The sequence below is a fragment of the Streptomyces sp. NPDC002868 genome (assembly GCF_055563295.1).
The window spans coordinates 272,509-296,999 of record NZ_JBVHDR010000012.1 but is presented as its reverse complement, the minus strand read 5'-3'; the positions used below and the strand labels follow the sequence as shown (position 1 = coordinate 296,999).

Below are 24,491 nucleotides of genomic sequence, written 5' to 3'. Positions count from 1 at the left end.
GTCCTTAGGAGCCGGAGAACTCGGTGTACTCGTCGGCGGAGAGCAGGTCCTTCGGCTCCTCCGTGACGCGCACCTTGAAGAGCCAGCCGCCCTCGAAGGGGGCGGAGTTCACCAGCGACGGGTCGTCCACCACGTCCTGGTTGGCCTCGACGACCTCACCGCTGACCGGCGAGTACAGGTCGCTGACCGACTTGGTCGACTCCAGCTCGCCGCAGGTCTCGCCCGCGGTCACCGTGTCACCGACTTCCGGGAGCTGTACGTACACCACATCGCCGAGCGCGTTGGCCGCGTGCTCCGTGATGCCGACCGTCGACACGCCGTCCTCGGCGGGCGACAGCCACTCGTGCTCCTTGCTGTAGCGCAGCTGCTGGGGGTTGCTCATGGCCTGAATTCTCCTGTACGCGGGGGAGTGCTGCTGAACGGGCGTGGTGTGGTGCTGAAGATCACTTCTGGCGCTTGTAGAACGGCAGCGCGACGACCTCGTACGGCTCGTGGGCGCCGCGGATGTCGACGCCGACGCCCTCGGTGCCGGGAGCGGCGTGCGCCGCGTCCACGTACGCGATGGCGATCGGCTTGCCCAGCGTCGGCGACGGGGCGCCCGAGGTGACCGCGCCGATCACCTGACCGCCTGCGACGACCTGGTAACCGGCGCGGGGGACCCGGCGGCCCTCGGCGATCAGGCCGACGAGCGTGCGCGGCGGGTTGGCCCCGGCGCGCTCGGCGGCGGCCTCAAGGGCCTCACGGCCGACGAAGCGCCCGCCATTGGCCGTCTTCTCGAACTTCACGACCCGGCCCAGGCCCGCGTCGAACGGTGTCAGCGCGGTCGTCAGCTCGTGCCCGTACAGCGGCATGCCCGCCTCCAGGCGCAGCGTGTCGCGACAGGAGAGGCCGCAGGGGATCAGACCGGCCGGCGCTCCGGCATCGGTCAGCGCCTGCCAGAGCTTCTCGGCGTGCTGTGGCTCGACGAAGAGCTCGAAGCCGTCCTCGCCGGTGTAACCGGTGCGGGCGATCAGCGCCGGGACGCCGGCGACCGTGCCGGGCAGGCCCGCGTAGTACTTCAGCCCGTCCAGGTCGGCGTCGGTCAGCGACTTCAGAATGCCCGGGGACTGGGGGCCCTGGACGGCGATCAGGGCATACGCGTCACGGTCGTCGCGCACCTCGGCGTCGAAGCCCTCCGAGCGCTCGGTCAGAGCGTCCAGGACGATCTGCGCATTGCCCGCGTTGGCGACGACCATGTATTCGGTATCGCCGAGGCGGTAGACGATCAGGTCGTCGAGGATCCCGCCGTCCTCCTGGCAGATCATGGTGTAGCGGGCGCGGCCGACGGCGACACCGCCGATGTTGCCGACCAGTGCGTAGTCGAGGAGGTCGGCGGCCTGCGGCCCGGTGACGGTGATCTCGCCCATGTGGGAGAGGTCGAAGAGGCCGGCCTTGGTGCGGACGGCGTTGTGTTCGTCGCGCTCACTGCCGTACCGCAGCGGCATGTCCCAGCCCGCGAAGTCGGTCATGGTCGCGCCCAGTGAACGGTGCAGGGCGTCGAGAGCGGTCAGACGGGGGGCGTTGCTCATAGATGTGGCTCCCAGGGCATGCTGGCGAGGACAATCCTCCCCATCTGTCATCGGAACCTGAGAGGTTCGTCGCGACCGCACGTATTGGTGGTCGTGACTTGCACCTTGGGTGGAGCCACTCGACAGCGGCTCGCTTTTCAGATCTGCCTCATCACACGCGGTACGGGGCCTGAGAGATTCAAGGGAGGGACTTGCTCCTTCGGCGCCCGGCGCACACAGTGGCCAGGACTCTCCCGCGTGGATTCAAGCGGCCGGTATGCAGTTGGCGCGCACATCATTGCACGCATCGTGGCGGAGTGGGGCGACAGGCCCTCGGCTGCAATATGGTTGTGCCGCATTACCGTTTCTTTACACTTCATGGGCAAGGGTGGGTAACCCGACATGGGGGAGGGTGATGACGTTGCACCGCTCCGAGGCGTACGCGACGACCGCGGGGGTGCCCGCCCCGCCGGGCGGGGCCGCTCGGCGACTGGCCGAGGTGCCCGCGCCCGTGCTGCGTGACCTGAGAGACCGCTCGGGTCACAGCCCGCGCAGTCTGGTCTTCGCCGCCGGTGACGTGGTGGTCGTCTCCGGCCTGCCCGGCAGCGGAAAGTCCACGCTGATCCGGCGCGCGGCGCGCGGCCGCGGCATCGACTCGCAGGACACCCGTGACCGGTGGGACGCGCGGATGCCGAAGCTCCTGCCGTACGCCGTCTACCGCCCGCTGGTCCGGATCGCGCACTACGCCGGACTGCGGCGCGCGCTGCGCTCCGGCGAGAGCGTCGTCGTACATGACTGCGGCACCCAGGCCTGGGTGCGGCGCTGGCTGGCCCGCGAGGCGCGCCGCCGCGGCCGCGGCCTGCATCTGGTGCTGCTTGACGTCACGCCCGCGGTGGCGAGGGAGGGCCAGCGCGAGCGCGGCCGCGGAGTGTCGGGGTACGCATTCGCCAGGCACCGGCGGGCGGTGGGCCGTCTGGTCGGCGACGCGGAGGCCGGGCGGCTGCCCGCGGGCTGCGCGTCTGCGGTGCTGCTGGACCGCGACTCGGCGGGGGTGCTCGGCCGGGTCGGCTTCGAGGAGTCGAAAGCAGGCCCGTCCGGCGATTGAGGACAATGGGGGCCGAAGGCCGCGCCCCCACCCGCCCCGGCGGACCCCCACGGCGTTAGGGTCGTGGCGCGCAACCGTGGGAACGCAGGGGGAGAAGGACAGCACATGCAGACACCGGAGCATCCGCATCCGCATCCGTACGGCGGCTGGCCGGCGAACGAGCTCGAAGAGGTGCTCGCCGCATCCCTCGGCAACCCCTCGGCCGGAGGCCGCCTCGTCGAGGTGCTCGGCCGCAGCCAGATCTGGGTGCCGCTGCCGAACGGCGGCGGTCCGGACAGCCCCGACCTCGATCTGCCCACCATGGAGATCGACGGGGCCGCGTACGTCCCGGTCTTCAGCTCCGAGCAGCAGTTCCTGCACTGCGTCGGCAGCCATATGCCCTTCACCATCGCCCCCGCCCGCGAATTCGCCCGCGGACTGCCCCCGCAGCTCGGCATCGCCGTGAACCCGGGCGGCACGGTCGGCGCCCCGCTGCCGCCGCCCGCCGTCGCCGAGCTGTGCCGGGTGGGACGCACGCCCCTCGACGGTCCGGCGACCGGCGGCCGGGTGCGGCTCTTCGAACCCGACTGGCAGGAGGAGCCGGTGGACTTCCTCGCCGCCGCGGCCGGTGAGTTCGAGAGCTCCGGCGTCGTCGTCACCGCCCGCCGTGCGCTCGCCTCCATCGAGGGTGAGTCGCCGACCCTGTTCATCGGCGTCCAGCTCTCCTCCTGGGAGGCCGCCGAGCGCAACGCCCCGATGGATGCGCTCGGCCGGGCGCTGGGCCGGGTCCAGGTGGGCTGGCCGGTCAATCTCGTACTGCTGGATGTGGCGCAGGACCCGGTCGGCATATGGATGCTGGAACGGGTGCGGCCCTTCTACCAACGACAGCACGTGTAGTCGTCAAGTCGGCGTCAGAACTCCCGATTAAGCTGGTTTGATGGCCAGGCCGGACCCGCCGCACTTGTGTGCCGGGTGGATCGAAGAGGGGCGGAACCCAGGGTGAGTGCGTCAGGCACCGCGGCGGCCGGGCAGGTCGAGCACATGCTGCGCCAGGTGACTCCTGGGCGCTACGACGCGTACGAGGCGCTGCTGCAGGCGATCGCCGACCCGGCCGGCGGCCGGCTCTGGATGCTGCTCTGGCACGGCCAGGCGGGCTCGCCCGACGCCCAGTACGGGAACATGGAGGTCGACGGCGTCGGCTACGCCCCTTGCGTCACCTCCGCCCAAGAGCTCTCGGTCTGCGGCTGGAACCGCGCCCACGAAGTGGTCAGCGGCCCGGATGTCGCCCGCGCCCTGTTCCCCGACCGCTGGGGAATCTGGCTCAACCCGCACGCCCCCGGCGGCGGCGTCGGCATCCCCTGGCTCGATCTGCGCCGGATCGCCACCGGCCTCGACCGGATGCCCGCCGGTCCCCTGCGGATGTCCGAGCCCGCCATCGACATCCCGCACTTCTACGGCCTGCTGTCGCAGCACGCCCACCGCACAGCCGCGGTCCGTTCGTTGCGCCGCGCCTGGGTGCAGCCCGCGCTCGGCGCTCCGTATCTCGCCATCGGGCTCGATCTGTACGACACCGGCAGGCAGTCCGTGGACGCGGTGCGGGCCATGATGCAGCAGTCGATCGCCGCGGTTCCGGACGGGCTGCCGGTCTCCACCGTCGCGATGTCCGACGAGTACGACCCGGTGACGATGTGGCTGCGGGCCAACGCCCGTCCGTTCTACGACCGTGACGCCCACGGCGGCGCACCGGTGGTGGGGGCCGCCCCGGCGGAGCCGGGGGGCGGCTACGGCTACCCTCCGCCGCACGGCCGCTGAAACCTTTACACAACGGCACACAACGGCACCATTGCCGTCCTGGCCCAACACATTCCGTGCCCTGTAGTGATGGTCAGGTGAGATTGTGTGCGTCTTGGGTCTCAAAGGCCTTTCAATCGAATGAGTTGACGGGTGCGGCGGATGGGTCCGCATGGCGGTACCTCACTCAACTTTCGCCCGATACGCGGTAGATGGCGATCCGCTCAGTCAGAGCCGTCGTCCGTATAACGGAACCCCCTCCCCTCATCACGTTTGAGCAAACATTCCCCGGGGGGGCTGGCGGGTGATCGCGAGACCATTGAAGACTCCCGCAGCAAGGGGATATTCGCCCCTGTGTACGGCGTGCTTCACGCGTACTTCTCGCACCAAAGCTCCACGTGCACCACAAGTTGTGAAAAATGCCGCTACAGCGGCGGGTACGGGCCGGTCACCTCCGGCCGAGAGGGGTCCCCACCACGATGACGGCACCATTGCACGACACGAGCGCGGACGCGGACAAGGCCGCAGCCGTCGATGTCGCGGCGGATGTAGTCAAGAAGTCGGTAGAAGGGCGGTCGCTGCGACAGATCGCCTGGACCCGCCTCAAGCGGGACAAGCTGGCGCTGGCCGGCGGCGTCGTCGTCATCTTCCTGGTGCTCGTGGCGATCTTCGCGCCGCTGATCGTGAGTCTGCTCGGCCACCCGCCCAACGAGTTCCACCAGGACGAGATCGACCCGCTGTTCGGCACCCCCAAGGGCGCCTTCGGCGGCATCAGTTCGGACTTCCTGCTGGGTCTCGAGCCGCAGAACGGCCGCGACGTGTTCAGTCGCATCGTCTACGGCGCCCGCATCTCGCTGCTCGTGGCCTTCCTCGCGGCGCTGGTCGCCGTTCTGCTCGGCACCATCTTCGGCATCGTGGCCGGTTACTTCGGCGGCTGGGTCGACGCGATCATCAGCCGGGTGATGGACATGCTGCTGGCCTTCCCGCAGCTGCTCTTCATCATCTCGCTGGTCTCCGTCCTCCCCAGCGATCTGTTCGGCCTCACCGGCACCAGCGTCCGCATCGCCGTCCTGGTCATGGTGATCGGCTTCTTCGGCTGGCCGTACGTGGGACGCATCGTGCGCGGCCAGACCCTCTCGCTGCGTGAGAAGGAGTACGTCGAGGCGGCCCGGAGCCTGGGCGCCGGTCAGCGGTACGTCCTCTTCAAGGAGTTGCTGCCCAACCTGGTCGCGCCGATCACCGTCTACACCACCCTGATGATCCCCACGAACATCCTCACAGAGGCGGCGCTCAGCTTCCTCGGGGCAGGTGTGAGGCCGCCGACGGCCTCCTGGGGGCAGATGCTCTCCAAGGCCGTGGAGTACTACCAGGAAGACCCGATGTTCATGGTCGTCCCGGGTGTGGCGATCTTTGTGACGGTGCTGGCCTTCAACCTCTTCGGCGACGGAGTGCGGGACGCACTCGACCCCAAGGGCACCCGGTGACGGCACCCCCCGCGGCGCCGTCCGGCCGCAGACAAATGAACGTGCCCCTGCCACATATGTCAGGCGGCTCCCCGAAGGTTCCCCGGCATCAAGCCAAGGACCGTGCTACTCCGGAGGTTGCAGAAACAATGAAACCCCTACGTTCGTCGAGGAGCAGGCAGGTCGCCGGTGCGGCGGTTGTCGTGGCAGCCCTCATGTCCACCGCGGCGTGCGGTGGCGGCGGTTCCAAGGACGAGGACGGCGCCGGCAAGGCCGCCGGATACAACGCCGGTACGAAGGGCGTCGCCAACGCCTCCGCCAAGAAGGGCGGCACGCTCAAGTTCATCGGCAAGCAGGACTTCGACTCCACCGACCCGCAGCGCCAGTACTACGGCATGGCCTGGGACTTCTCCCGGTTCTACGCGCGCCAGCTGATCTCCTACGCGCCGAAGCCGGGTGCCGGCGGCGCCGAGCTCGTCCCCGACCTCGCCAAGGCGAACGGTGTGGTCACCAACGGCGGCAAGACGTACACGTACGAGCTGCGCGACGGGATCACCTGGGAGGACGGCACGCCGATCACCTCCAAGGACATCAAGTACGGCATAGAGCGCATCTGGGCCACGGACGTCATCACCGGCGGTCCCGCCTACCTGCGCCAGGTCCTCGACCCCAAGAACGAGTACAAGGGTCCCTACAAGGACACCACCCCGGACAAGCTCGGTCTGAAGGCGATCCAGACGCCGAACGACAAGACCATCGTCTTCAACCTGGCGACGCCCAACGGTGACTTCGAGCAGATGCTCGCGATGCCGGCCGGCTCCCCGGTGAAGAAGGAGAAGGACACGGCGGCCAAGTACCAGCTGAAGCCGTTCTCCTCGGGCCCGTACAAGTTCGAGTCGTACGCGCCGAAGAAGAGCGCTGTCCTCGTCCGCAACGACAAGTGGCAGAAGGCCTCCGACCCGATCCGCGCCGCGCTGCCGGACAAGATCACGGTCACGATCAACTCCAACATCGAGGCGATCGACCAGCTGCTGATCAAGGGCGAGTACGACCTCGACCTGAACGCCACGGGCATGTCCCAGTCGGGCCGCACCGCCGCGCTCAAGCAGCACAAGGACAACGTCGACAACATCGAGACCAGCTTCATCCGGTACGTCGACATCGCCACCAAGGTCCCGCCGTTCGACAACGTCGAGTGCCGCAAGGCCGTGATCTACGCGGCCGACTACAAGTCGATGCAGACGGTCCGCGGTGGCCCGGACGCGGGTGGCGACATCGCCACGAACATGCTGCCGAAGTCCATCAAGGGCTCGGACGACTACGACCCGTACGGCATCCTGGCGCGTGACGGCAAGCCGGACGTCGCCAAGGCGAAGGCGGCTCTGAAGGCGTGTGGCAAGCCCGAGGGCTTCACCACCAACATCAGCGCCCGCAGCAACAACCCGGGTGAGGTTCAGGTCGCCGAGGCGCTGCAGCAGTCGCTGCAGGCCGTCGGCATCAAGGCCCAGGTGGAGTCGATCGACGGCGCCGAGTCCTCCAGCATCACCGGTGCTCCCGCGGTGGTGAAGAAGCGCGGTCTCGGTCTGGTCATGACCGGCTGGGGCCCGGACTTCCCGACCGGCCAGGGCTTCTCGCAGCCGCTGGTCGACGGTCGCTTCATCGTGGCCAACGGCAACTACAACGTCTCCGAGACGAACGACCCGAAGATCAACAAGTACTTCGACGACGCTCTCAAAGAGACCGACCCGGAGAAGGCCGGTGAGATCTACAAGCAGATGAACCACGCTGTCGCGGACCTCGCCGTGCAGATGCCGTTCATCTACGAGAAGAACTTCACCTGGCGCAGCTCGCGGCTGACCAACGCCTACTCCACCGCGGCGTACAACGGCCGTTACGACTACGTCTCCCTCGGCGTCGTCAAGTAACCGTCACTCGTGACGAGTCACAACCCACCATCGCCCAACCCGCCAGTCCCGAAGGGCAGGTGATGGCCTCGGGCGGCGGTCCGGGGAACCCGTAATCCGGGATCTCCGGGCCGCTGCCGGGCCGCGCACAGTGCTTGCTTACGTCATCCGGCGCTTGTTCGCCGTCGCCATGATGCTGTTGGTCGTTACCCTGACGACCTTCGTCATCTTCTTTGTGCTGCCGAAGTGGGCCGGAATGGACCCCGCCTACTTGTTCGCCGGCAAGCAGACCGACCCGGCCTCCATCGAGGGAATCCGTCAGAAGCTGGGGCTCGCCGATCCGGTCCTGGTGCAGTTCTGGCACTTCGTCCAGGGTCTGTTCGTCGGTCGTGACTACATCAGCGGCACGGATGTCACTCACTGTCCGGCCCCCTGCTTCGGCTACTCCTTCCGCACCGAGCAGGAGGTGTGGCCGCAGCTCACCGAGGCGATTCCGGTCACCCTGTCGCTCGCCGCGGGCGCCTGCCTGCTCTGGGTCGTCGGCGGTGTCGCCACCGGCGTCGTCTCCGCGCTGCGCCGGGGCACGCTGTGGGACCGGGCCGCGATGACCGTCGCCCTGGCCGGCGTCTCGCTCCCCATCTACTTCACCGGTCTGCTGTCGCTGGCCATCTTCAGCTACCAGCTGGACTGGGTCAGCGGGGAGTTCGCGCCGTTCAGCGAGGACCCGGCCCAGTGGTTCCAGACGCTGATCCTGCCGTGGATCACCCTCGCCTTCCTGTACGCGGCGATGTACGCCCGGCTCACCCGGGCCACCATGCTGGAGATCATGGGTGAGGACTACATCCGTACGGCCCGTGCCAAGGGCCTCACGGAGAAGGTCGTCATCGGGCGGCACGCGATGCGCTCGACCTGGACGCCGGTGCTGACCCTGCTCGGCCTGGACCTGGGCGCGCTGCTGGGCGGTGCGGTGCTCACGGAGTCCACGTACAACCTGCCCGGCCTCGGGCACCTCGCGATCGATTCGATCGAGACCAAGGACCTTCCGCTCATCCTCGGTGTCACCCTCATCGCGGCCCTGTTCATCTGCGTGGCCAACCTCTTCGTGGACCTTCTGTACGCAGTCATCGACCCCCGAGTGAGGATCGGATGACCAGTTTCGACAAGCCCAGTACCGAGGACCTCGCTGTGACCGGCACCGCACTGGGGGAGCCCGCCGCGGTCGGCTCGCCCGCCCCCACCGCCTTCCTGGAAGTACGCGACCTCAAGGTCCACTTCCCCACCGACGACGGTCTGGTCAAGTCCGTCGACGGCCTCAGCTTCCAGCTGGAGAAGGGCAAGACCCTCGGCATCGTCGGCGAGTCCGGCTCCGGCAAGTCCGTCACCTCGCTCGGCATCATGGGTCTGCACACCGCGGGCCAGTACGGCCGCCGCAAGGCACAGATCTCCGGCGAGGTCTGGCTGGACGGCCAGGAGCTGCTCGGCGCCGACCCGGAGATGGTGCGCAAGCTGCGCGGCCGCGAGATGGCGATGATCTTCCAGGATCCGCTCTCCGCGCTGCACCCGTACTACACGATCGGCCGCCAGATCACCGAGGCGTACCGGGTCCACCACGACGTCGACAAGAAGACCGCGCGCAAGCGCGCGATCGAGATGCTCGACCGGGTGGGCATCCCGCAGCCCGACAAACGCGTGGACGGTTATCCGCACGAGTTCTCCGGCGGTATGCGCCAGCGCGCGATGATCGCCATGGCGCTCGTCAACAACCCCGAGCTGCTGATCGCCGACGAGCCGACGACCGCCCTGGACGTGACCGTCCAGGCGCAGATCCTCGACCTCATCCGGGATCTGCAGAAGGAGTTCGGCTCCGCGGTCATCATCATCACCCACGACCTGGGCGTCGTCGCCGAGCTGGCCGACGACATCCTGGTGATGTACGGCGGCCGGAGCGTCGAACGCGGCCCTGCCGAGAAGGTCTTCTACGAGCCCCAGCACCCGTACACCTGGGGTCTGCTGGGCTCGATGCCGCGCATCGACCGGGACCAGACCGAGCGCCTCATCCCGGTCAAGGGCTCCCCGCCCAGCCTCATCAACATCCCCGACGGCTGTGCCTTCAACCCGCGGTGCCCGTACGCCGATGTGCCGAAGGACAACCTGACGCGCACCGTCCGCCCCGAACTCCACGAGGTCGGCAGCCGGCACTTCTCCGCCTGCCACATGTCGCAGGACGAGCGGACGCGGATCTGGACCGAAGAGATTGCGCCCAAGCTGTGAGTGAGAACGACGTGAAGATCCCGGAGCAGCAGAGTGCCGCAGCCGTCTCCTCGTCCGAGGCGCTGCTCAAGGTCGAGGGCCTGGTCAAGCACTTCCCCATCAGGAAGGGGCTGCTGCAGCGGCAGGCCGGGGCCGTGCAGGCGGTCGACGGGCTGACCTTCGATGTCCGCCCGGGCGAGACCCTGGGCGTGGTGGGCGAGTCCGGCTGCGGCAAGTCGACGATGGGCCGGCTGATCACGCGGCTGCTCGAACCGACCGGCGGGAAGATCGAGTTCGAGGGCCACGACATCACGCACCTGGGCGTCGGCAAGATGCGCCCGCTGCGGCGTGACGTCCAGATGATCTTCCAGGACCCGTACTCCTCGCTGAACCCGCGGCACACGATCGGCACGATCGTCTCCGCGCCCTTCAAGCTGCAGGGGGTACGGCCCGAGGGCGGGATCAAGAAGGAGGTCCAGCGGCTGCTCGAGCTGGTGGGCCTCAACCCCGAGCACTACAACCGCTATCCGCACGAGTTCTCCGGCGGCCAGCGCCAGCGCATCGGCATCGCGCGTGCGCTCGCGCTCAAGCCGAAGCTGGTCGTGGCGGACGAGCCGGTCTCCGCGCTGGACGTCTCCATCCAGGCGCAGGTGGTCAACCTGCTGGACGACCTCCAGGAAGAGCTGGGCCTGACATACGTGATCATCGCGCACGACCTGTCGGTGATCCGGCATGTGTCGGACCGGATCGCGGTGATGTACCTCGGCAAGATCGTGGAGCTGGCGGACCGCAAGTCTCTGTACGAGGCGCCGATGCACCCGTACACGAAGGCGCTGATGTCGGCGGTGCCGGTGCCGGACCCGCGGCGTCGCGGCGGCAAGAGCGAGCGCATCCTGCTGAAGGGCGACGTGCCGTCGCCGATCGCTCCGCCGACGGGTTGCCGGTTCCACACGCGGTGCTGGAAGGCGACGGAGATCTGCAAGAAGCAGGAGCCGCCGCTGATCGCGCTGCGACCGGGCCAGCAGGTGGCCTGCCACCACCCGGAGAACGCGCAGGACCAGGCGCCGGAGGACGTGGCGCTGGCGTCGGCGCGGGAGGCGATCGAGATCGTGACGGCGACGCCGAAGTCGGAGGAGTCGGCGAAGGCCGTGGCCGACGCGGAGTCCGGGGCGGGCCTTGCGAAGGCCGACACGGCTGGGGCGGAGCCCAAGACGGGCCTGGCCGAGGCCGACGCCGAGGGTGACGCCGGCGACAGCCGGGACCGGCCCGCCGACGGCGAAGGTGCCGACAGCGCGGACGCCGGCCGTTCCGAGGGCTCGGGGGACATCTCCAAGGAGTAGAACCGGCACAATCGTCCGGTGCTCCAAGAACTGTTCACGCCCTCCGTCCAGCACGCGCTCGACCTCGCCGGAATCTTCGTCTTCGCGATCTCCGGCGCACTGCTCGCCGTACGCAAGAACTTCGACGTCTTCGGCATCGCAGTGCTCGCAGAGGTCACCGCGCTGGGCGGAGGGCTTCTCCGTGACCTGATCATTGGCGCCGTCCCACCGGCCGCCTTCACCGATCTCGGGTACTTCCTCACGCCACTCGTGGCGACCGGCCTCGTGTTCTTCCTGCACCCGCAGGTCGAGCGCATCCAGGTCGGCGTCAATGTCTTCGACGCCGCCGGCCTCGGGCTGTTCTGCGTCACCGGCACCACCAAGGCGTACGAGTACGGGCTCGGCCTGACCGCCTCCGCCGCGCTCGGCCTCGCCACCGCCGTCGGCGGCGGTGTGCTGCGCGACGTACTGGCCAACGAGGTGCCCTCGCTGCTGCGCTGGGACCGCGATCTCTACGCCGTCCCCGCCATCGTCGGCGCGACCATGATCGTGCTCTGTATCCGCTTCGACGTGCTGAACGCGGCCACCAGCGGACTCGCCGTGGTGACCGCGTTCGTCCTGCGCCTGCTCGCAATGCGTTTCCACTGGCGGGCACCACGCGCCTGGAACCGGCGCTCGGCGGCCGCCGAAGAGACCTAGACCGCCTCCGGGGCACCGCGCTCCGGCTGCCGCCACCGGGCAATCGGAAAAAGCTACCGCTCAGTAATTGTCTGTTGTACGGTGCTGCCATGGCACAGGCTGTACAGGCATCCATCGGGGACAGCGAGTTCGACCGCGACACCGCTGTCACCCTGCGCGCACCCGGCATCTACGACGCGGAGCTCTCGGCGGGCTGGACGATCATCAGCGCCGTCAACGGCGGCTATCTGCTGGCCCTGCTCGGCCGCGCGCTGGGCGAGGCGCTGCCGCACCGCGACCCCTTCACGGTCTCGGCGCACTATCTGAGCGCGTCCCAGCCGGGCCCCGCGGTGATCCGCACCGACGTCGTACGCACCGGGCGCACGCTCTCCACCGGCCAGGCGTCGCTGTTCCAGTACGGGGAGGACGGCGCCGAGATCGAGCGGATCCGTGTCCTCGCGACGTACGGAGACCTGGACGCGCTGCCCGACGACGTACGGACGTCGGCGAAGCCGCCCGCCATGCCGCCGCTTCAGGACTGCCTCGGTCCGTCCGACGGCCCCGCGCCGAAGATCCCCGGCAGTTCGGCGATCACGGACCGTCTGAACATCAAGCTGGACCCGGCGACCGTCGGCTGGGCCGTTGGTGCGCCGTCGGGCAAGGGCGAGATGCGCGGCTGGTTCTCCCTCGCGGACGGCCGGGACGCGGACCCCTTCTCGCTGCTGCTCACGGTCGACGCGCTGCCGCCGACGTCGTTCGAGCTGGGCCTGAAGGGCTGGACCCCCACGGTCGAACTCACCACGCACATCCGGTGCCGCCCGGCGCCGGGCCCGTTGCGGGTCTCGATCACGACCCGCAACCTGGCCGGCGGCTTCCTGGAGGAGGACGCGGAGGTCTGGGACAGCGCGGACCGGCTGGTGGCCCAGTCGCGCCAGCTGGCGAAGGCGCCTCGCGGCTGACTCGTAACCCTCTCATCGGCCGGGCGGCTACGACAGGGGCTCCTGCGGCCATGCCGACCGGGCGGCGAGGCGGCTGAGGGCCTTCTCCGACGCGGTGTCCGGTTCCGCGCTGAAGACAAGCACCTGCTGCCCGGGATCGTCCGGGGGCTCCACGTTCTCGAAGGCCAGCTCCATGCACCCCACCAGGGGGTGCCGGAAGAGCCGGGTGCCGAAGGCCCTGGCACGCACGGGCGGCTGGGACCACAGCGCGGCGAACCCGGTGTCGGATTCGGCGAGTTCACCGATCAGCGCGGCCAGTCTGCCGTCCCGGGGATGGTCGTCCGAGGCGAGACGGAGGCAGGAGGCCATCCGGCGGGCCTCCTCCGCCCACTGCGGATACAGCTCGCGGGTGCGCCGATCGAGGAACAGCATCCTCGACAGGTTCGGGCGGTGGCGTGCGCTGAGAGGGCTGTCCCTGTCGAGGTGGCAGGCGAGCAGCGCATGCCCCAGCGGATTCCAGTAGAGGACGTCGTGGCGGTGGTTCAGGGCGACGGCGGGCATGCCCTTCAGACCCCCCATCAGGTGCCGTACGCCTTGCCCGGTGCATTCGTCGGGTACCGGTTCGTCAGGCTGCGCGAGCCGGTACAGGTGGGCCCGCTCGCCGTCGTCGAGCCGTAACACCCGGGCGATAGCTTCGAGTACGGCGGGCGTGGCATCACGGTGCCGGCCCTCTTCGAGGCAGATGTAGTGGGTCAGGCCCAGCCCGGCGCGTCTCGCCACCTCTTCGCGCCGCAGGCCCGGACTGCGCAGGCTCGAACCACCGGCGGGAATGGTCTCTTCCGGGGGCATGCGGGCACGCCGCGTGCGCAGAAACTCCCCCAGGTCGGCAGGTCTGTCCATGTGAACAAGTCTCCAACAGCCGGGGGGGTTGGGGGAGGGGCCCAGCCTGCCCCTGTCAGCCCCACCCCGCGAATGGGCACCCACCCCGCACTATCACCGAATTTGACTGATGGTTCAACAATATCCAGAAACTTCCGGGATCTTGGCCTATTTCACTCTCTCAATAAACCGAACAGTGCGAGACTTTGAGCATCGACTGACCGATTGTCATCTGACTGTGCGTAGCTGATCCGGTGACCCGTGAGCAGGGGATTTTCATCGACATCAAGCGGAATCACCATTCGCGACACACAGATTTAACTCCGCGACAGACGGGAAAGCGCATGCATCACATGCAGGAGTGACCTACGTCACTCTGGCTTCTTTCCGATGTCTGCCCGCCCACGGGGCATGACATAAGTCGCCCCTGTATCACCATGCGGAAGGAGATCAACCTTGCAGAGGTCCACGGGGGATCGAAGAACCGAGTTGGGGAGATTCCTCCAGTCAGTGCGCAGTCGGCTGCGCCCGGAAGACCTCGGCCTCACCGGTGACGGTAAGCGCCGCCGGGTGGCCGGACTGAGGCGTGAGGAAGTCGCCCTTCTTGCCGGAGTGAGCGTCAACTACTACACACGGCTGGAGCAGGGACAGAACCGGAATGCTTCACCAGAGGTGCTGGACGCACTCGCCACCGCACTGAGACTGAGGCCGGACGAACGAGCCCACCTGCACGACCTCGTCCGGCCGACCCACGCCAGCAAGGCACCGCGGACGACCGAGCAGGTGCGCCCGGGCCTGGAGCGGATGATCGGCTCCTTCGAGAGCGGGCCCGCCGTGCTCCTCGGGAGACAGACCAAGGTGCTCGCCTGGAATCACCTGGCCCGCATCCTCTTCACCGGATACATCGATCTCACCGGCCAGGACGGCGACTTCGAGCCGCCCAACCTGGCCCGGTTACTCTTCTGCGCCCCCGGCGCGCGGCAGCTCTACACCGACTGGGAGTACGAGGCCCAGGACCTGGTCGGCTATCTGCGACTGATGCACGGCCGCTACGCCGGCGATCCCGAACTGACCGATCTCATCGCCGAACTCTCGTCGAAAAGCCGGGAGTTCGCCGCGATGTGGTCGGAGCACCGGGTCTGGGACAAGTCCCACGGCACCCGCCGGCTCAACCACCCCGACGTCGGTGCGCTTACGCTCATTTATGAGACGTTCAGGCTTCCCGAGGCTCCTGATCAGGCCATCGTGCTGTACCAGGCCGAGCCCGGATCGCCTTCCGAAGCCACACTTCGCAGGCTTCTGGAGAAGCGGGAGGCCTGAGCGCGCCGGGTCTCCCCCGGACGCCGGATATTCGCCGTCCTTAATTCGCTGTCCTTCTTCAAACGCCGACACGGCGGATACCCGGCCACCGACAGGAGGGCCATCAGGTATCCGCCGTGAGTTCTCGGCACTACGCGGCGAGGAACTTCTCCAGCGCAGTGGCCAGCGCGATGGGGGTCTCCACCATCGGGTAATGGCCCGAGTTGCCCATGACCAGCAGCTCGGCGTTCGGGTAGTGCTTCATCCAGGTCTCGTTCATGGCGTCGGCGTTGACCGCCGGATCGTTCTCGCCGACGACCGCCAGCGCGGGCACCTCGGCCCCGGCGATGCGGGCCGAGAAGTCCGTGGAGCGGAACGAGTCGAGGTAACCGCGGAAGGCCACCGGGCCGACCTCCTTCATCGACTGCTGTGCCCACGCGTCCACCCAGGTTGCGGAGAGCCGGTTTCCAGTGGTCATATCGATGATGATCCGCCGGTTCTCCACCTGGTGGGCGGCGTCGGCGAAGAGCGGGAAGTCCGAGTCGGGTATGGGCATACCGGTGGCCGGCACCGGGCTCAGGCCGATCAGCTTGCGCACCCGCTGGGGAGCCTTGAGGAGCACCTGCTGGATCGGCATGCCGCCCAGCGAGTGGCCGATGAGCGAGAACTCCTGCCAGCCGAGGCTGTCCGCCAGCGCGAGCGTGTCCGACGCGATCTCGTCCGTGCTGTACGTGCCCGTCACATCGAGGGCCTTGCCGAAGCCCCGGGCGTCCATGAACGCGTACGTGAACCGGGTCCCGTCCAGATAGGGCCACCAGGCGCGGAACGATTCGAGTCCGCCGAAGATCGAGTGCAGCACGATGACCCGGTGCGGGCCATTGCCGACGACATGGCTGTTGGGGACGTAGCGGCCGTTGCCGGACATGGTTTCCTCCGTGGAGTCGGTCGGACGGGCGGTGGCTTCCTGAATGTCGGGAGCCAAGTCGGGGGATGGATCGGGATCCGTGAAGATCCGGTTCAACTCGCCGTACAGAGCGTCGAGTTCGTCGTGATGGCCGTGCATGACGATGTGCCCGTCGGGGCGCACCAGGTGGAATCCCGCACGCCGGCAGTGCAGTTCCCGGTGCGCGCGGCGCAGCAGTTCGGTGCCGCGCCGCCCGCTGCCCGGTCGGCCGCCCCCGGCGTCGATCACCCGGACCTGGCGTTGCCACGGCCGGGCGAGGTGGCGTACCGCCTCGGCGAGCCGGCCGTCACCGCCCTTGGCGGCCGGGACGACCACGACGGCGAACCGCGTGGGGTCGGCTTCGGGTCCCGCGGCGCCCAGGCCGAGGGCCAGGTCTCTCGGGAGCGCGGCGCCCTGCTTGGCGTGCCGGCGCAGTGAGGACCTCATGTCGCACCAGTCCGCGGGGACGGGCCGTCGGGGGCTCTCCGCGGTGGCCGGGGCGGTGGGGTAGACCCAGCGGCGGCCGGCCGCGATGGGGACGTAGAACCGCTCGAGGGTCCGGGTGCGGTCCAGTGCGCGCATGGCGGTGTCGCGCAGCGCCACCTGCGTGCTCTTGTTCCACATCGCCGCGCGGGTCTGCAGATCGGTGTCCCGGACGACGGCGTCGGCCACGGCGGCCCGCTCGGGGGTGTAGCTCTCCAGCAGGCCGGTCCGCGCGTCACCACGGATGACGGAGGCCAGTTTCCAGGCCAGGTTCTGGGCGTCCTGGATACCGGTGTTGAGGCCCTGGCCGCCCATCGGGCTGTGTGCGTGCGCCGCGTCTCCCGCGATGAACACCCGGCCCATCTGGAAGGAGGCGGCGCGGCGCCGGTGCACCCGGAAGGTGGTGACCCAGTCCGGCTCGATGAGCCGCAGGCCGCCGGGGCCGCGCACGTCCACCAGGCTCTGCATGTCCGCTAGCGTGCCGTTCTCCAGGTCCGCGGGGGCATTGGTGAAGAAGCGGTACAGGCCGTAGGGCTGGGGGACGATCGCCAGTACGCCGATCCGCGACTGGTAGTAGTGGATCTCGTCGGGGTCCAGCGGATTGTTCGCGATCCGGGCGTCGGTGATGAGGAAGCGGTTCTCGTACGTCGCGCCCTCGTACGGGATGCCGAGCTGGTTGCGTACGACGCTCGTCGCCCCGTCCGCGCCGATCACCCAGGGCACGGTGAAGCGTTCGACGGAGCCGTCGGAACGTTCCAGTGTGGCGGTCACCCGGTGGCCGGGTGTGATCCGGCCGCTGAAGTCGAGGCCCTGGAGCCCGAGCAGTCGCACCTCGCGCTCGATCGCGCCACCCAGGCCCTTGAGGCCGGAGATGAGGATCTCCTCGGTGTGCCGCTGCGGAAGGCAGTACGGGGCCATGTCGTCGGGCATCCGCATCCGGGTGACCGGGCGCCGCTCCGAGTAGTACGTCATCTGCCGTAGTTTCACGGCGACTTCGCCCACCGATCCTCCAAGACCCAGGTCCTGCAGGACATCCAGGGTGCGCGGCCATACGAGCATCGCCTTGGAATGCACACTCGCCTGCGCAGCGGCGTCGACAAGACGCACCCTGATGCCGCGCCGCAGGAGTTCGCACGCCGCGGTCAGACCGGTCGGTCCGGCTCCGACGATGAGCACATCGCAGTCATTCTCGGTGTTCATGGAGAGCCTCCTACGCGGTCGGCTACTGGGGCGGGGGTAGGACGGCTTCAGGTGAGGAAGGCCAGCGAAATGGCGTAGCTGTCCTCGTGCATGCGGTAGCGGTCGATCAGCCCGTCGGTCACGCGGAGTTCGAGGGCGAAGTCCGACGCGAAACTCTTTCCGGTCGCATTCACCTTGTACTGGAAGTGGCCGAGCACGATGGCGAGCTCGCCTTCCACCACGATCCGGTGCACCTGGAATTTCTCCGGCTCCATGTTCTCGCCGGCCTGCCGGAAGAATTCACGTACCTCGTCATGGCTCGACCGGCTGCCCATCCAGGGAATGAGGTCGGTGTCGCCGGGAGTGAACCAGTCGATCGGCTCTGAAAGCAGTTCTGTCGCACGTTCGAGATCACCGCTGCCAAGCAGCCGGAAGTATTCCTCGACGACGCTTCGTGTGGAGTTTGGCATGCGCCGAAGGTATTCACGTTCCGGCCGGATGAGACAGACCCTGCCAGTGGTAGGAACCTGGGCCATATGAGGACGCGGGTACTGGCTAGGCCTCCGTCGCGACTCGGATGCTCGTTGCCGAATCAGCCGACAGGAATCGAAAGGCCTCCCATGTCAACTGTCAATAGTGCGGACGGGACAAGGTCAGCTCCGGCCGCCGAGCCGGCCGCGCCGCCGAACCGCATGACGCGGCGTCAGACGCTGACCCTTGTGCTACTGCTCGGCGCCCAGTTCACGCTTGCGGTGGACTTCTCGATCATGAATGTCGCGGTTCCGGTCATCGGCCGGGAACTCGACGTCGCCCAGGAAAACCTGCAGTGGATCGCCACGTCCTTCGCCCTCGGCGCGGCCGGTTTCAGCCTCCTCTTCGGCCGCATCGCGGACATGATCGGGGCACGCCGGGTGTTCCTGGCGGGCCTGGCGCTGCTCACGGTCGCCTCACTGCTCGGTGGTCTCGTCGACTCCTCGGGGCCGCTGCTGGCCGCCCGCGTCGCCCAGGGTCTGGCCACAGCGATGGTGACCCCCGCGGGCCTGGCTCTGCTCACCACCTCGTTCCCCGAAGGGCCACTGCGGGAGCGTGCGTTGGGACTCAACGGAGCCATGCTCTCCGCGGGCTTCACCTGTGGCGCGATCGTCGGCGGTCTGCTCACCGACACGCTGAGCTGGCGCTGGGGCTTCTTCATCAATGTGCCGATCGGCCTGCTGCTGATCGTCGTCACCCCGATGCTCCTCCAGGGCAGCAGCGGCCGGCGCGGCAGCAAGCTGGACATACCCGGCGCGATCACCGTGAGCGCGGGTCTGGTCGCCCTCGTCTACGGCATCTCCGCGGCCGGCCAGTACGGCTGGGCGGACTCCACCACACTGCTCGCCTTCGGGATCGGTGTGGTGCTGCTCGCGGCCTTCGGGTTCATCGAACTGCGCGCCGCCGAACCGCTCGCGCCGCTACGCGTGTTGAAACTGCGCAGCGTGACGTGGGGGAACATCGGCGGCTTTGTGACGTTCATCGGCTTCACCGCCATGATCTTCCTGCTCACGCTCTACCTCCAGGAAGTGCTGGGCTACTCGGCGATGACGACCGGTCTCACCTTCGGTGTGCTGGGTGTCGGCGCCTTCCTCGGTGGCGTCACCGCGCCCCGCTGGATCGGCGTTCTCGGCAGCAGCCAGGCGCTTTTGGTGGCCGGCCTGATCGTCCAGGGTGTCACCGTCGGTGTGCTGTTCTTCGCCGGCGCCGAGCGCGGCTGGCTGGTCCCGGTGCTGGTCCTCGCCTTCCTCAGCAGTTATGGCCATGTGGCCGCCATCGTGGGCTTCATGGTCACGGCGACGTCCGGGCTGCCGAACGAGCAGCAGGGCCTGGCCACCGGTATCACCACACTCACCCAGCAGGTCAGCATCACCATCGGAATTCCGATCATGAGCGCCATCGCCACGGCCCGGATCCGCTCGCAGGCGGGCGCACCGATCAGGGACGCGACGCTCAGCGGGATCAATGTGGCGATCCTTGCCAACGGTCTGCTGATCATCGCCGTCGCTCTCCTCGTCGGCTTCTTCCTCAAGAAGCGCAGGGCAGCCCTGAGCTGACCGGCCACGAGCTGAAGGGCCGGCCCTCCCCGGCCCTTCAGCCGCCGAGGTCCGGCCATCGAAGGCCCACCCACGGCCCCCCGGGCCATGGACTCCAGCCCCGCCACGAACACCAGCCCCGCCAGGAACACCGCTGTCACGCAGGGGGAATGATGCATCGAGAGACGAACCACGGGTCGGTCACGCACACCGGGACCGACGTCCTGATCATCGGCGCCGGGCCGACCGGCCTCATGCTCGGCTGCGAACTGCGGCGCCGGGGCGTCGACTGCGTCGTCGTCGACCGGGAGAGCCGGATCGACCGGCGCACCCGCGCGGTGATGGTGCACGCGGCGGCCCTCGAACAATTCGAAGCACTGGGCCTGCGCACGGAGTTGGAGGCGCGGGGCGTCCCCCAGCAGCGGATCTCCTTCCATACGTACCGCGGCGCCACACACACCATCGGCTTCGCCGGACTGGACACCGCCTACCCGTACTACCTCAATGTGCCCCAGCCCGAGGCCGAGGCGGTACTGGCCGCCGCGTACCGGGACATGGGCGGCCTGCTGATCCGCGGTCTGCGCTACGAGCGGCACACGGAGGACGCCGGCGAAGTCCGGGCCGAGCTGACCGGTGAGGCGGGCCCCCACCTCGTCACCGCGCGCTATCTGGTGGGCGCCGACGGCGCCGGATCCACCGTGCGCGAGCGGCTCGGCGTCGAATTCCCCGGCGTCACCTACCCCATGAGCTACCTCCTTGCCGAGGGCACGCCCGCCGTCCCGGTCGACCGCGACGAGTCCGCCATGTACATCGGCCCGGCGGGGGCGGTCTCCCTCCTCCCGCTCCCCGACGGCCTGGTCCGCATAGCGGGCCCCGTCTCCGCCGCACAGCTCGACCGCGATACGACCGTCACAGTGGCCGAGTTCCAGTCGACGGTGGACCGCCTCGGATTCGGCAGCACGCTACGGCTGGCAGAGGCGCGCCGCGTCGCCCACTACCAGGTCCACGAGCGGCTCGCCGACCGCTTCCGTACGGGCCGGGCAGCACTCGCCGGGGACGCCGCCCATCTCAACTCTCCCGCCGGCGGCCAGGCCATGAACACCGGCTTCGCCGACGCAGCCGCGCTGGCCTGGCGGCTCGGCCACCTCCTCGACGGCGCGGACCCCGGTCGGGCCGCCCCCGGTCCGCTCGACGACTACGCACGCGAGCGGCGGGCCGTCGCCGCGGATGTCGCCCGCACCACCGGAGTGCTCGGGCTCCTCGACGCCATGCGTGACGCGGTGACCCCGGCCGCGCACCAGGCCGTGGAGGACGGGCTCTCGGGACTCGCCGAGGCCTGGAGCCAGTTGTACGTCACCTACCCGGCCGCCGACTCCGATGGCGTCGGTCCCCGGGAACGGCCGCACCGCGACACCTACCGGCTGCGGCCGGGCGCCCGGGTCCCCGGCCACACCCCGGATCCCCACCGCTTCACCCTGCTCCTGCCGCCCGGCGGCGAACCCTCGGCCGCCGCCTGGGTAACCGGCATCCCGGCGGGCACGCTCAGCGCCGGACAGACGCCCCGCCAGTCCGCGCTGTTGCCGGTCCCCGCCGCCGTACTCGTACGGCCCGACGGTCATGTCGCGGCCGTGATCACCCAGCCGCCCGGCGGCCGTCCGCCAGCCGGCGAACACGCGGAGCAGGCGCACCACCACGAGGCCACCAAGGGAGTCGCCGCATGACCACGCCCGTTCTCACGATCACCGGCACCGGCAGCTACCTCCCCGAGACCCGGCTGGATGTCGCCGACGCCGCCGAGCGGTACCCGGGGGAGGCCGACCGTATCCTCTCCACCGGGTACCGGACCGTCTGCGCCGAGGACACCCTCTACCCGGCGGACATGGCGCTCATCGCGGCCCAGCGCGCACTGTCCGCTGCGGGTACCAAACCCGAGGACCTCCAGCTGCTGCTCGTGACCGCCATCCACCGGCACGGCCACAAGCGGCTCTGGTCACCTGCCTCCTGGCTGCAGTCCCAACTCGGCTGTCCCCAGGCGCTGCCCCTCACCGTCAACCAGGGGTGCAACGCCCAGATGCTGGCACTGGACGTGGCGAGCCGGTTTCTGGCGGGAAGCAGCGGCGGGAGCGCGCTCGTCGTCGCGGCCGACCAGTTCGCCTCCTCGGGCTTCGACCGGTTCACCGCCGACTACGGCATCGTCTACGGCGATGCGGCCGCGGCAGCGGTCCTGACGTCCGGGCCGTCCGGGCCGTCCGGGCCGTCCGGAACGGGATGGCGGGTCCTGAGCACTCGTACGGTCTCCGATCCGGGCCTCGAAGGACTCCACCGCGCCGACGCGCCGGCCCCCGAACACCCCGAACTCCTCGACGCGGAGCACGACGTGCGCAGCGCCAAGCGGCGGTTCCTGAGCGAGAACGGCGCGGACCGGCTGCAGCGCGCCACCCGGGCGGCCGTCAACGAGATCGGCCGCGCCCTTCTGCCGGACGGCGACGACCCCCGGCTGCGCCGGGTCGTCTACCCCAACCTGGGGCTGCGCCTTCTCGAGGAGAACTACTTTCCCGAGTTCCCGGGCGGCGAGGCGAAGTCGCTGTGGGACTTCGGGCGGACTGTCGGACACCTGGGCAGCGGCGACCAGATCGCCGGTCTCGACCACCTCGCCGACGAGGAGTTCGCCGCCGGCGACCGGGTCCTGCTGCTCGGCGCCGGCGCCGGATTCACCTGGACAGGAATGCTCCTTGAACACGACTGAACATCCGGACCCGGCCGATCGAACATGACCGAATTCTCAATTCACCGCAGGCGGTCCACCGCACAGGGCCGACCCATCTCACAAAGGCAGGCTCTGACCATGACGACCACGACTCTCTCGCTGGACGACCTCACCCCAGAGGACGCCGAGCTGACCTTCACCCGGACTGTCGACCGCGCACTGGTGCATCGGGACTCGCTGGGCGAGGTGTTCCTCACCGACCTGAGGCCGCTCAGCGACACGTGCTACGCGGCGGCCGCTCAACTCCCGCGCTCCCACGCCTATTACGGTGACCACCTGCTGCGCCCCAGTGCCTACGACCCGGTGCTGCTCCTGGAGGCCTGCAGGCAGTCCTGCCTGGCCGGCGCCCATGAGTTCTACGAGGTCCCGGCCGACCACAAGTTCATCCTCACCCATCTGCGCATCCAGCTGACGCGCCTGGAACGCATAGCCGTGGGCACTGCCCCCTGCGCGCTGTCGATGCGGGTGACGGTCGTCGCCCACCGCCGGCGAGAGGGCCGTACCACCGGACTGGACTACGAGATCGGCCTGTTCGTCGGGCGAACCGAGATCGGCACCGCCGCCGTCGGCCTGCGGTTCAAGTCACCTGCGGACTACATGGAGTTGCGGCTGAAGGGCCGCGGCGGACTGCCGCTGCCGTCGTCGGGCACGCACGAGGACACCACCCCGGCCAGGGCCGTGGACCCATACCTCGTCGGCCGGACCAACCCTCGTAACGTGGTGCTCGCCGACGCCGCGGCCAAGGACGACACCGCGCGGGCGGTGCTGCGGATACCGGGTGACCACCCGAGCATGTTCGACCACCCGCAGGACCACCTCCCCGGCATGGTGATCGCGGAGGCCGCCCGGCAGATCGCGCTGCTGACCGCGCTGGAGGCCCGCGGCATGTCCCCCTCCAAGACCCTCCCCACCGCCCTGTCCGTGGTCTTCAGTCAGTTCGGTGAGCTGGAGAAGACGACCGTGATCACCTCCCAAGTGGGCGAGGAGCGGCAGGCCCCGGCCACCGACGAGCACGAGTACTACACGCAGGGCGGCACGTTGGAGCTGGACTCCGCCGCGTCCGCGTCCGTCGGCCGGCTGCCGGTGCGGGTGGTGGCCGACCAGGACGGCGAGACGCTCTGCGTCTTCTCCCTCACCCTCAGCCGCGTCGGGTTCCGGTCATGAGGTACCTGAATCCGCCTGTACGGGAGACCTCGGCCGCGTTCTTCGACGTGGACGAGACGCTGATCAACGTCAAGAGCATGTTCAGCTTCCTGGAGTTCTACCTGCGCAAGCGGGGCGAGCCCGAGGCCACGTACGGGCGTCTGTCGGCCGAACTGCGCCACTCGGCCGGGCTGGGGGTGCCCCGCAAGGACATCAACCGCCACTATTACCGTTTCTACGCGGGTCACAGCGCACAGCAGCTGGCCCGGGCCGGCCGCGAGTGGTTCACCGCCGAGCAGGAGAAGGGGAGTCTGTTCATCCCCGAAACGCGGACCCGGCTCCACCGCCACCTGCAGCAGGGCGAGTTCGTGGTCCTGCTGTCCGGTTCCTTCTTCGCCTGCCTGGAGCCGGTCACCGAACATCTTGGTGCCCACTGGGCCATCGGCACCCGGCCGGTGATCCGCCGGGGCAGGCTCACCGGCGAGGTGCTGACCCCCATGATCGGATCGGCCAAGGGGCGCGCCGCGCGGGCCACCGCGGCGGTCCGGGGGTTCGACCTCGCCCAGTGCAGCGCCTACGGGGACCACTCGAGCGATCTCGACCTCCTCGCCTCGGTGGGCCTGCCGGTCGTCGTGGGGGACGACCCCGTCCTCGCGGACCACGCGGCCCGTGCGGGCTGGCAGCGGATCCTCCCCGGCCACACCCGCGCCCCGGCCATGGTCCCGCCAGAAGTCACCGCGGTCCGATGACCCCGACAC

The 24,491-nt window shown here is 69.0% G+C and carries 21 protein-coding genes and 1 riboswitch; of the genes, 16 read left to right on the top strand and 5 right to left on the bottom strand.

Annotation, left to right across the window (positions count from 1 at the left end):
• Positions 1 to 4: 4 nt before the first annotated feature.
• Positions 5 to 382: a glycine cleavage system protein GcvH gene (gene gcvH / locus ACZ3H8_RS31455; RefSeq protein WP_467407604.1), complete on the bottom strand. Its 378-nt coding sequence runs from the start codon at positions 380 to 382 to the stop codon at positions 5 to 7.
• Between the two features lie 61 nt (positions 383 to 443).
• On the bottom strand, positions 444 to 1,568 hold the full coding sequence (gene gcvT / locus ACZ3H8_RS31450; RefSeq protein WP_467407603.1) for a glycine cleavage system aminomethyltransferase GcvT: 1,125 nt from the start codon (positions 1,566 to 1,568) through the stop codon (positions 444 to 446).
• 148 nt (positions 1,569 to 1,716) lie between these two features.
• Positions 1,717 to 1,814, bottom strand: a riboswitch (glycine riboswitch).
• A gap of 148 nt (positions 1,815 to 1,962) precedes the next feature.
• Between gcvT and ACZ3H8_RS31445 the strand changes: the two genes are divergently transcribed.
• The 10 genes from ACZ3H8_RS31445 (at position 1,963) to ACZ3H8_RS31400 (ending at position 12,995) form a co-directional block, all read left to right on the top strand.
• The gene (locus ACZ3H8_RS31445) at positions 1,963 to 2,652 is read left to right on the top strand and encodes an AAA family ATPase (RefSeq protein WP_467407601.1); all 690 of its coding nucleotides are present in this window, start codon (positions 1,963 to 1,965) and stop codon (positions 2,650 to 2,652) included.
• 105 nt (positions 2,653 to 2,757) lie between these two features.
• Complete coding sequence (locus tag ACZ3H8_RS31440; protein ID WP_467407600.1) at positions 2,758 to 3,528, top strand: enhanced serine sensitivity protein SseB; 771 nt, start codon at positions 2,758 to 2,760, stop codon at positions 3,526 to 3,528.
• Between the two features lie 102 nt (positions 3,529 to 3,630).
• Positions 3,631 to 4,443 (top strand): enhanced serine sensitivity protein SseB C-terminal domain-containing protein, encoded by an 813-nt coding sequence (locus ACZ3H8_RS31435; RefSeq protein ID WP_467407599.1) that lies wholly within the window; start codon positions 3,631 to 3,633, stop codon positions 4,441 to 4,443.
• A gap of 458 nt (positions 4,444 to 4,901) precedes the next feature.
• Positions 4,902 to 5,906, top strand: a complete 1,005-nt coding sequence (locus ACZ3H8_RS31430) for an ABC transporter permease (RefSeq protein WP_467407597.1) — start codon at positions 4,902 to 4,904, stop codon at positions 5,904 to 5,906.
• 128 nt (positions 5,907 to 6,034) lie between these two features.
• Positions 6,035 to 7,810 (top strand): ABC transporter substrate-binding protein, encoded by a 1,776-nt coding sequence (locus ACZ3H8_RS31425; protein ID WP_467407596.1) that lies wholly within the window; start codon positions 6,035 to 6,037, stop codon positions 7,808 to 7,810.
• Between the two features lie 130 nt (positions 7,811 to 7,940).
• Positions 7,941 to 8,939 (top strand): ABC transporter permease, encoded by a 999-nt coding sequence (locus ACZ3H8_RS31420; RefSeq protein WP_467407594.1) that lies wholly within the window; start codon positions 7,941 to 7,943, stop codon positions 8,937 to 8,939.
• Positions 8,936 to 10,060, top strand: a complete 1,125-nt coding sequence (locus ACZ3H8_RS31415; RefSeq protein WP_467407593.1) for an ABC transporter ATP-binding protein — start codon at positions 8,936 to 8,938, stop codon at positions 10,058 to 10,060. The genes ACZ3H8_RS31420 and ACZ3H8_RS31415 overlap by 4 nt, the downstream gene beginning before the upstream one ends.
• The gene (locus tag ACZ3H8_RS31410; RefSeq protein WP_467407592.1) at positions 10,057 to 11,379 is read left to right on the top strand and encodes an ABC transporter ATP-binding protein; all 1,323 of its coding nucleotides are present in this window, start codon (positions 10,057 to 10,059) and stop codon (positions 11,377 to 11,379) included. Before ACZ3H8_RS31415 ends, ACZ3H8_RS31410 begins: the two co-directional genes overlap by 4 nt.
• Positions 11,380 to 11,397: 18 nt before the next feature.
• Positions 11,398 to 12,057 carry a trimeric intracellular cation channel family protein gene (locus tag ACZ3H8_RS31405; RefSeq protein WP_356228201.1) on the top strand — a complete coding sequence of 220 codons (660 nt, stop codon included), beginning with the start codon at positions 11,398 to 11,400 and terminating at the stop codon, positions 12,055 to 12,057.
• Positions 12,058 to 12,146: 89 nt separating this feature from the next.
• Positions 12,147 to 12,995, top strand: coding sequence for a thioesterase family protein (locus ACZ3H8_RS31400; RefSeq protein ID WP_398984522.1), 849 nt, complete (start codon positions 12,147 to 12,149; stop codon positions 12,993 to 12,995).
• Positions 12,996 to 13,022: 27 nt separating this feature from the next.
• Here ACZ3H8_RS31400 and ACZ3H8_RS31395 read toward each other — a convergent pair whose 3' ends face one another.
• Positions 13,023 to 13,874, bottom strand: a complete 852-nt coding sequence (locus tag ACZ3H8_RS31395; protein ID WP_467407590.1) for a helix-turn-helix transcriptional regulator — start codon at positions 13,872 to 13,874, stop codon at positions 13,023 to 13,025.
• A gap of 435 nt (positions 13,875 to 14,309) precedes the next feature.
• On the opposite strand from ACZ3H8_RS31395, the gene ACZ3H8_RS31390 reads away from it, so the two are divergent.
• Positions 14,310 to 15,173 (top strand): helix-turn-helix domain-containing protein, encoded by an 864-nt coding sequence (locus ACZ3H8_RS31390; RefSeq protein ID WP_467407589.1) that lies wholly within the window; start codon positions 14,310 to 14,312, stop codon positions 15,171 to 15,173.
• Positions 15,174 to 15,303: 130 nt separating this feature from the next.
• On the opposite strand, the gene ACZ3H8_RS31385 is transcribed toward ACZ3H8_RS31390, so the two are convergent.
• Together ACZ3H8_RS31385 and ACZ3H8_RS31380 are read right to left on the bottom strand one after the other, a co-directional pair.
• Positions 15,304 to 17,778, bottom strand: a complete 2,475-nt coding sequence (locus ACZ3H8_RS31385; protein WP_467407587.1) for an alpha/beta fold hydrolase — start codon at positions 17,776 to 17,778, stop codon at positions 15,304 to 15,306.
• Between the two features lie 47 nt (positions 17,779 to 17,825).
• A complete protein-coding gene (locus ACZ3H8_RS31380; RefSeq protein ID WP_467407586.1) occupies positions 17,826 to 18,293 on the bottom strand; it encodes a nuclear transport factor 2 family protein in 468 nt (155 codons plus the stop codon).
• Positions 18,294 to 18,377: 84 nt separating this feature from the next.
• On the opposite strand from ACZ3H8_RS31380, the gene ACZ3H8_RS31375 reads away from it, so the two are divergent.
• From ACZ3H8_RS31375 to ACZ3H8_RS31355, 5 genes are all read left to right on the top strand, one after another.
• Positions 18,378 to 19,844: an MFS transporter gene (locus ACZ3H8_RS31375; RefSeq protein ID WP_467407585.1), complete on the top strand. Its 1,467-nt coding sequence runs from the start codon at positions 18,378 to 18,380 to the stop codon at positions 19,842 to 19,844.
• A gap of 149 nt (positions 19,845 to 19,993) precedes the next feature.
• A complete protein-coding gene (locus ACZ3H8_RS31370; protein ID WP_467407583.1) occupies positions 19,994 to 21,544 on the top strand; it encodes an FAD-dependent monooxygenase in 1,551 nt (516 codons plus the stop codon).
• A complete protein-coding gene (locus ACZ3H8_RS31365; RefSeq protein WP_467407581.1) occupies positions 21,541 to 22,569 on the top strand; it encodes a ketoacyl-ACP synthase III family protein in 1,029 nt (342 codons plus the stop codon). The genes ACZ3H8_RS31370 and ACZ3H8_RS31365 overlap by 4 nt, the downstream gene beginning before the upstream one ends.
• 99 nt (positions 22,570 to 22,668) lie before the next feature.
• On the top strand, positions 22,669 to 23,754 hold the full coding sequence (locus ACZ3H8_RS31360; RefSeq protein ID WP_467407580.1) for a ScbA/BarX family gamma-butyrolactone biosynthesis protein: 1,086 nt from the start codon (positions 22,669 to 22,671) through the stop codon (positions 23,752 to 23,754).
• Positions 23,751 to 24,482: an HAD family hydrolase gene (locus ACZ3H8_RS31355; protein WP_467407578.1), complete on the top strand. Its 732-nt coding sequence runs from the start codon at positions 23,751 to 23,753 to the stop codon at positions 24,480 to 24,482. Before ACZ3H8_RS31360 ends, ACZ3H8_RS31355 begins: the two co-directional genes overlap by 4 nt.
• Positions 24,483 to 24,491: the final 9 nt, after the last annotated feature.

Coding starts and splice junctions, on each gene's coding strand:
- gcvH (WP_467407604.1), bottom strand. CDS start 382: ATGAGCAACCCCCAGCAGCTGCGCTACAGCAAGGAGCACGAGTGGCTG.
- ACZ3H8_RS31365 (WP_467407581.1), top strand. CDS start 21,541: ATGACCACGCCCGTTCTCACGATCACCGGCACCGGCAGCTACCTCCCC.
- ACZ3H8_RS31360 (WP_467407580.1), top strand. CDS start 22,669: ATGACGACCACGACTCTCTCGCTGGACGACCTCACCCCAGAGGACGCC.
- gcvT (WP_467407603.1), bottom strand. CDS start 1,568: ATGAGCAACGCCCCCCGTCTGACCGCTCTCGACGCCCTGCACCGTTCA.
- ACZ3H8_RS31355 (WP_467407578.1), top strand. CDS start 23,751: ATGAGGTACCTGAATCCGCCTGTACGGGAGACCTCGGCCGCGTTCTTC.
- ACZ3H8_RS31385 (WP_467407587.1), bottom strand. CDS start 17,778: ATGAACACCGAGAATGACTGCGATGTGCTCATCGTCGGAGCCGGACCG.
- ACZ3H8_RS31425 (WP_467407596.1), top strand. CDS start 6,035: ATGAAACCCCTACGTTCGTCGAGGAGCAGGCAGGTCGCCGGTGCGGCG.
- ACZ3H8_RS31415 (WP_467407593.1), top strand. CDS start 8,936: ATGACCAGTTTCGACAAGCCCAGTACCGAGGACCTCGCTGTGACCGGC.
- ACZ3H8_RS31380 (WP_467407586.1), bottom strand. CDS start 18,293: ATGGCCCAGGTTCCTACCACTGGCAGGGTCTGTCTCATCCGGCCGGAA.
- ACZ3H8_RS31430 (WP_467407597.1), top strand. CDS start 4,902: ATGACGGCACCATTGCACGACACGAGCGCGGACGCGGACAAGGCCGCA.
- ACZ3H8_RS31440 (WP_467407600.1), top strand. CDS start 2,758: ATGCAGACACCGGAGCATCCGCATCCGCATCCGTACGGCGGCTGGCCG.
- ACZ3H8_RS31445 (WP_467407601.1), top strand. CDS start 1,963: ATGACGTTGCACCGCTCCGAGGCGTACGCGACGACCGCGGGGGTGCCC.
- ACZ3H8_RS31395 (WP_467407590.1), bottom strand. CDS start 13,874: ATGGACAGACCTGCCGACCTGGGGGAGTTTCTGCGCACGCGGCGTGCC.
- ACZ3H8_RS31370 (WP_467407583.1), top strand. CDS start 19,994: ATGATGCATCGAGAGACGAACCACGGGTCGGTCACGCACACCGGGACC.
- ACZ3H8_RS31400 (WP_398984522.1), top strand. CDS start 12,147: ATGGCACAGGCTGTACAGGCATCCATCGGGGACAGCGAGTTCGACCGC.
- ACZ3H8_RS31375 (WP_467407585.1), top strand. CDS start 18,378: ATGTCAACTGTCAATAGTGCGGACGGGACAAGGTCAGCTCCGGCCGCC.